The sequence below is a fragment of the Nocardioides sp. genome (genome assembly GCF_035697785.1).
Classification (GTDB): Bacteria; Actinomycetota; Actinomycetes; order Propionibacteriales; family Nocardioidaceae; genus Nocardioides_B.
In genome coordinates this window covers 20,556-27,004 of the sequence record NZ_DASSCL010000125.1, presented here as the reverse complement: position 1 = coordinate 27,004, position 6,449 = coordinate 20,556, and the positions used below count along the sequence as shown (strand labels likewise).

The 6,449-nt window shown below is 72.5% G+C and carries 7 protein-coding genes; 1 reads left to right on the top strand and 6 read right to left on the bottom strand.

The genetic code is table 11. The annotated features are described in order from the left end of the window. Positions 1-112: 112 nt before the first annotated feature. Positions 113-355, top strand: coding sequence for a hypothetical protein (locus VFH10_RS13560; protein WP_325129423.1), 243 nt, complete (start codon positions 113-115; stop codon positions 353-355). 3 nt (positions 356-358) lie between these two features. On the opposite strand, the gene ccsB is transcribed toward VFH10_RS13560, so the two are convergent. From ccsB to hemL, 6 genes are read right to left on the bottom strand one after another with little or no spacing between them, the layout of a single operon-like run. Beyond that, positions 359-1,342 carry a c-type cytochrome biogenesis protein CcsB gene (ccsB, locus tag VFH10_RS13555; protein ID WP_325129421.1) on the bottom strand — a complete coding sequence of 328 codons (984 nt, stop codon included), beginning with the start codon at positions 1,340-1,342 and terminating at the stop codon, positions 359-361. After that, positions 1,339-2,973 carry a cytochrome c biogenesis protein ResB gene (gene resB, locus VFH10_RS13550; RefSeq protein ID WP_325129419.1) on the bottom strand — a complete coding sequence of 545 codons (1,635 nt, stop codon included), beginning with the start codon at positions 2,971-2,973 and terminating at the stop codon, positions 1,339-1,341. Before resB ends, ccsB begins: the two co-directional genes overlap by 4 nt. Further along, the gene (locus tag VFH10_RS13545) at positions 2,970-3,716 is read right to left on the bottom strand and encodes a cytochrome c biogenesis CcdA family protein (protein WP_325129417.1); all 747 of its coding nucleotides are present in this window, start codon (positions 3,714-3,716) and stop codon (positions 2,970-2,972) included. Before VFH10_RS13545 ends, resB begins: the two co-directional genes overlap by 4 nt. Then, the gene (locus VFH10_RS13540) at positions 3,709-4,290 is read right to left on the bottom strand and encodes a TlpA disulfide reductase family protein (protein WP_325129415.1); all 582 of its coding nucleotides are present in this window, start codon (positions 4,288-4,290) and stop codon (positions 3,709-3,711) included. The genes VFH10_RS13545 and VFH10_RS13540 overlap by 8 nt, the downstream gene beginning before the upstream one ends. Positions 4,291-4,292: 2 nt before the next feature. Then, positions 4,293-5,000, bottom strand: a complete 708-nt coding sequence (locus VFH10_RS13535) for a histidine phosphatase family protein (RefSeq protein WP_325129413.1) — start codon at positions 4,998-5,000, stop codon at positions 4,293-4,295. Continuing rightward, the gene (gene hemL / locus VFH10_RS13530) at positions 4,997-6,343 is read right to left on the bottom strand and encodes a glutamate-1-semialdehyde 2,1-aminomutase (protein WP_325129411.1); all 1,347 of its coding nucleotides are present in this window, start codon (positions 6,341-6,343) and stop codon (positions 4,997-4,999) included. The genes VFH10_RS13535 and hemL overlap by 4 nt, the downstream gene beginning before the upstream one ends. Between the last annotated feature and the right edge of the window lie 106 nt (positions 6,344-6,449).

Genomic DNA, 6,449 nt, shown 5'->3' with positions numbered 1-6,449 from the left:
GGGCCAGGGTGTAGACGACGAACTCCTTCACGGGGCCAGCCTACGGCGCGCAACGGTGAGACCGGACGGCGGGAAGGCCCCACGGCTTGCCAGGTGCTCCTACATTGGAGGCATGGGCAAGGCCGTTCTTCTCGTCGCGATCATCGCTCTGGTCATCTACGCCCTGCTGCGGCTCTGGGAGAGGCGCCGTGCGGCCCGCCGTCCCGGCCCGGCCAGGCCCTCGCAGGGTCCCGGGACGCGTCGCGTCATCGCCCCGGACGACGACGCCGACTTCCTGCGCGACCTCGAGCGCAAGCGCCGCCGCGAGCAGAAGAACCTGCCCGACGACGAGCCGCGTGGCGACACCGACGCCTGAGGATCAGCCGGCGTAGGAGTGCAGGCTGCCGCCGCCGAAGAAGAAGTTGATCCCCACGAAGTTGAACAGCAGCGTCGCGAAGCCGACGAGGGCGATCACGGCGGCGGCCTTGCCGCGCCAGCCGGCCGTCGCGCGGGCGTGCAGGTAGGCGGCGTAGACGACCCAGGTGATGAACGCCCACACCTCCTTCGGGTCCCAGTTCCAGTAGCGGCCCCAGGCGTACTCGGCCCAGATCGGCCCCGCGACCAGCGCGGCGAACGTCCAGATCGGGAACCCGAAGGCGTGCAGGCGGTAGGACAGCCGGTCCAGCGCCGGCAGGTCCGGGAGCCGGTCGAGGTAGCCGCCGGGCCGCAGGGAGCCGCGCGTCCGGGCGCGGTCCTTCACCAGGTACAGCACGGCCGCGATGGCGCCGACCGCGAACGCGCCGGAGGCGACGACCGCGGCCATCACATGGATCACCAGCCAGTACGAGTGCAGTGCGGGCACCAGCGGCCCCGCGGGCACGTAGAGCAGCAGCACGGCGAGCATCAGCACGACCACCTCGAACCCGGTGACCGGCAGACCCATCCAGCGCAGGCCGTAGCGGCGGCCGAGCAGGACGTACATGAGGCTGACGCCGAAGGCCCCCGCGAGCGTGAACTCGTACATGTTGCCCCACGGCACCCGCACCGGGTCCGACCCGAGGCCGCGCGCCACGAGCGCGGCGAAGTGCAGCAGCACCGCGACGACCGTCAGGGCGAGGCCGATCCGGCCCCACCGGTCCACCCGCTCCTCGTCCCCCTCCGCCGGAGGTACGTCGGAGGTGGCGACGGCGCCGGGCGGGGCGGGCGCGGCCAGCGCCGACTCCAGGGCGGCCTCCCGCGCAGGCTCCACCGCCGCCCGACCGGTCGCCCACTCGACCACGTGCGCGACGAACGCCAGCACGTACACGATCGAGGCGAACATGACCGCGTTGTTGGAGAACGCGGCGAAGTCCGCAGTGCTCATGTCTTCCCCTCCTGGGACGTGCCGGTCGGGCCGGTGCGGATCTGTCGCTCCAGCTCGTCGATCTCGGTGTCGAGGTCCCCGCCGGAGCTGCGGTCGAGGCCGGCCAGCTCCACCACGGTACGACCCTCCCGATCCGCCGGCCGGACGCGCACCCACGCACGGCGCGGCCGGATGAACAGGGAGCCCATCAGCCCGACGATGCCGAGCAGCACCCCACCCAGCGCCAGCCCCTTGCCGGGCGTGTCGCTGACCTGGAGCTTGGCCCAGCGGTCGACCCGGTCGAACGTGATCGAGCCGGCACCGTCCGGCAGCTCGACGGTGTCGCCCACCGCGAGCTTCAGGCGCGCGGCCGAGCCCCGCGTCTCGTCGGCGCTCTCGAACGTCTCGAGCCCGTCCTTGTCGAGCTGGTAGACCGACTGCGGCTCACCGGCGTCGAGGCCGAGGTCACCTTGGTACGGCACCAGCGAAAGCACCGGGTCCAGCGCGTCGGGGAACTGCGAGAACGGGCCGCGGGCCATCGTGAAGCCGTACGTCGGCAGGAACAGCCCCTCGAAGCCGAGCTGCGTCGGCGCCGCGTCGGGCACCTTCAGCACCCCGAACGACGCGAACGACGCGTCCTGCGGGAGGAACACCACCGGCCCCTCGTAGGCCACGTCGCCGTTGCCGTCACGCACGGTGACGACCGGGGCGTAGCCGTGACCGACGAGGAAGACGCTGACGCCGTCGAGCTTCAGCGGGTGGTTCACCCGCAGGTCGTAACGCTGCGGGTCGGCGCCCGGCTCCTCGGTGTAGGTGACGTCGGCCGAGAAGTCCCGGGGCTGTCCCATCTGCGGGCCACGGGTGAGGAACGAGACGTCGAAGTCCTCGACGGTGAGGCTGACCGGGGCCAGGTCGTCGGCCGAGAACATCGAGCCGGGGGCGAAGTCGTCGTACTGGCTCAGCGAGTTCGAGAAGCCCTGGCCGACCACGGTGATGACGCCGCCCTTGTAGCCGTAGACCTGCCCGACGGCGAAGCCGACCAGCACCACCAGCACGGAGACGTGGAACAGCAGGTTGCCGGCCTCGCGCAGGTAGCCGCGCTCGCCCGCCACCGAGCCGTCCTCGCTCGAGACCGTGCGGTACCGGCGTCCGCGCAGGACCCGCTCCGCCCGGGCCAGCACCTCGTCGGGCGCCCCGTCGACCTCGAAGCGGCGCGACGCCGGCAGCCGCGTGAGGTTGCGTGGCGCCCCTGGCGGCCGGGCACGCATGCCGCGCCAGTAGATCCGCAGCCGCGGCACGATGCAGCCCACCAGCGAGACCATCAGCAGGAGGTAGATCGCGGAGAACCACACCGAGTCGTAGACGGAGAACAGCCCGAGGAACTCGTAGACCGGCGTCAGCGTCGGGTGCGCGCTCTTCCAGTCCCCCACCGCGATCGCGTCGATGTCGGCCTGCGGTACGACGGAGCCGGGGACCGCGGCGACGGCCAGCAGGAACAGGAGCACCAGCGCGGTGCGCATCGAGGTCAGCTGCCGCCACGCCCAGCGCGCCAGCTCGACGGGCCTCAGGGCCGGGGGCGTCGCGGGCGGCGTCGGGTTGCGCGCCGCGCCACCGGCCCCGGCGGCCGGCTCGACGTCGGTCGGGATGCTCATACGGCGACCTCGAAGCCGCCGACCCAGCCGCGCAGCCCACCGACCCAGTCGTCCCAGACCCCGGTCACGAGCAGCAGGCCCAGCGCGACGAGCATCAGCCCGCCGGCGCGGGTGACCCACACCTGGTGCATGCGCACCCAGCCGACTGCACCGAGCATCCGGCGGAACATCAGCCCGGCCAGGATGAACGGGATGCCGAGACCCAGGGCGTAGGCGAGGCTGAGCAGCGCACCGCGTCCGGCGGTGCCCTCGGCGAACGCCAGCGTCTGCACGGCCGACAGCGTCGGACCGATGCACGGCGTCCAACCGAGTCCGAAGAGGACCCCGAGCAGCGGCGCCGCCGCCAGCCCGACGGCGGGGACCTTGTGGAACCGGACGTCACGCTGCAGCCACGGCACCACGCCGAGGAACGCGATCCCGACCAGGATGGTCACCACGCCGAGCACCCGGGTGATCGTGCTCATGTGCTCCCAGAGCACGTCACCGAGCGCGCCGGACAGCGTGCCCAGCGCCACGAACACGAACGAGAACCCGAGCACGAACAACGTGCTGCCGAGCACCATCCGGCCGCGCCGGGCGGACGCGAGGTCGGCCCCGGACAGGCCGGTGGCGTAGGAGAGATAGCCCGGCAGCAGGGGTACGACGCACGGCGAGAAGAACGACACCAGCCCGGCCACCGCCGCGACGGGGAGCGCGAGCAGCAGCGAACCGGAGAGCACGGTCTCGCGGAACCAGTCAGCCATCGGTGCCCGCGACCTCCTCGACGAGGTCGTACAACGTCGTCCGGGTGATCTCGCCGAGCACGCTCGCGGCCACCCTGCCCTGGCGGTCGATGATCACCGTGCTGGGGATCGCGTTCGGCGACAGGGTGCCGCGGAACGCCAGCAGCGTGCCCCCCTGCTGGTCGTAGATGCTCGGGTAGGGGATGTCGAAACGACGTACGAACGCTCGCGCCGCCGACTCGCTCGGGTCCCGCGAGTCGATCCCGAGGAACGCGACGTCCCGGCCGGCGAGGTCACGCGCTGCGTCGGCGAGCATCGGCGCCTCGGCCCGGCAGGGCGCGCACCACGATCCCCAGACGTTGACCACCACGACCTGGCCCTCGTAGTCCGCCAGCGACAGCGGCGCACCGTCGATGGTCCGCCCGGACACCTCGCCGGGGGCGGCACGGTCGGAGACCGGGAGCGCGGTGATGACCCCGTTGCCCGACACGAAGCCCTGCTCCCCCGAGCTGCCGACATCGTCGCCGCAGCCCGCGACGGCGACCAGCGCGACGAGGGCGCACGTGGTCGCGGCGAGGCTGCGGAATCGGGTCATGGTCAGGCGGTCGGCTGCTCGAGGTCGGGAGTCCCGCCGGAGGAGAACGTGGCCTGCCGGTCCTTGACCGGGATCAGGTCGGCGGCGGGCTCGGAGTAGCGCACGGTGGTGAGCCGGTTGCCCTCGAAGGTGAGCGAGGTCAGGCTGCACAGCGTGCACTGGCGGCGGGTCGGCAGGTGCACGAAGGACCGGTTCTCGGCGTGCAGCCGGGTGATCCAGATCGGCAGCTGGTGGGAGACGACGACCGCCTCGTGCCCGTAGGCCGTGTCGCGGGCGTCCGCCACGGCCGCCTTCATCCGGGCGACGACCTCGACGTACGGCTCACCCCACGACGGCCGCCAGGGGTTCCACAGGTGGCGCCAGGCGGCGGGCTTCCACAGCACGTGGTCACCCATCCCGAACCGCTTGCCCTGGAAGACGTTCGTGGACTCCACGACCCGCGGGTCGGTGCCCACGACGAGCCCGTGCGACCTGGCGACCGGCCGCGCGGTCTCCTGAGCGCGCTCGAGCGGCGAGGCCACCACGTAGGTGACGTCGCGGTCGGCGAGTGCCTCGGCGACGCGCTGCGCCATCCGCTGCCCGCGGTCGGAGAGGTGGTAGCCGTCCATCCGGCCGTAGAGCACGCCGTCGGGGTTGTGCACCTCCCCGTGCCGGAGCAGGTGCACGGTGGTCACGGTGCGGTCGGCGGCGCCGTCCTGGGGGTTGCTCATCGGTCTCCTCGGGCGGGTGCGGCGGCGGCTGCTCGGGCGGCGGCGGGGAGCGCGGTGACGACCCGGTCGAGGATGGCGTCGTCGTGCGCGGACGAGAGGAACCACGCCTCGTAGGCGCTCGGCGGCAGGTAGACACCCTGGTCGAGCATCGAGTGGAAGAACGCCTTGTAGCGCTCGACGTTCTGCGAGCTCGCGTCGTCGAAGTCGCGAACCTCGGCGACCTCGTCGTCGAACAGGAAGGCGCTGAACATGTTGCCGCCGCTCTGCACGAGATGGGGTACGCCGGCCTCGCTGAGCGCCTTGTCGGTCGCCTCGGCCAGCAGGTCGGCGGCCCGGTCGATCCCGGCGTACACCTCGTCGGTGGCCAGCCGCAGCGTCGTCAGGCCGGCCGTGGTCGCGACGGGGTTGCCGGACAGCGTGCCCGCCTGGTAGACGGGACCCTCGGGCGAGAGCATCCCCATCACGTCGGCGCGGCCGCCGAACGCGGCGGCCGGGAAGCCGCCGCCCATGACCTTGCCGAAAGTGACCAGGTCCGGCGTCCAGCCCTCGACGGCTCCGTCGAGGCCCCACTGCCCGGACCGGCTCACCCGGAACCCGGTCATCACCTCGTCGCTGACGAACAGCGCACCGTGGCGCGCGCAGGTCTCGGCGAGGAACGCGTTGAAGCCGGGCAGCGGCGGGACCACGCCCATGTTGCCGGGCGAGGCCTCGGTGACCAGGCAGGCGATCGCGTCGCCGTGCTCGGCGAAGGCGGCCTCCACGGCCTCGCGGTCGTTGTAGGGCAGCACCAGGGTGGCCCCGGTCGACGCGGCCGGGACCCCCGGGGTGCCGGGCACGGACAGCGTCGCGAGTCCGGAGCCGGCAGCGGCGAGCAGCGAGTCGACGTGGCCGTGGTAGCAGCCGGCGAACTTCACCACCAGGTCGCGGCCGGTGAAGCCGCGTGCGAGCCGGATCGCGGACATGGTCGCCTCGGTGCCGGACGAGACGAGCCGGACCTTGTCGACCGGCGTGCGGCCGACGATCTCCTCGGCGAGCTCGACCTCGGGACGGGTCGGCGTGCCGTACGACGTACCGCGGGACACCGCCTCCTGCACGGCCGCCTGCACCTCCGGGTGGGCGTGGCCGAGCAGCATCGGCCCCCAGCTGCACACGAGGTCGACGTACTCCCGGCCGTCGGCGTCCACGAGCAGCGCCCCCGCGGCCCGCTCGATGAAGCGGGGCGTGCCGCCCACTGCGTTGAAGGCCCGCACCGGCGAGTTGACGCCACCCGGGGTGACCGCCTGTGCGCGCGCGAAGAGTGCGGCGGACTCTGCAGTCAGGTGGGCGGGTGGGTCGGTGCTCATCGCCCCATTCTCGCCGAGGACCCCCGGCGTCACGAATCCGGACCCCGTCGTCCGGCTGTGAGGCCGCCCACCTGCGTGCATATCGGACGAAAGGGTTTTACTTTTG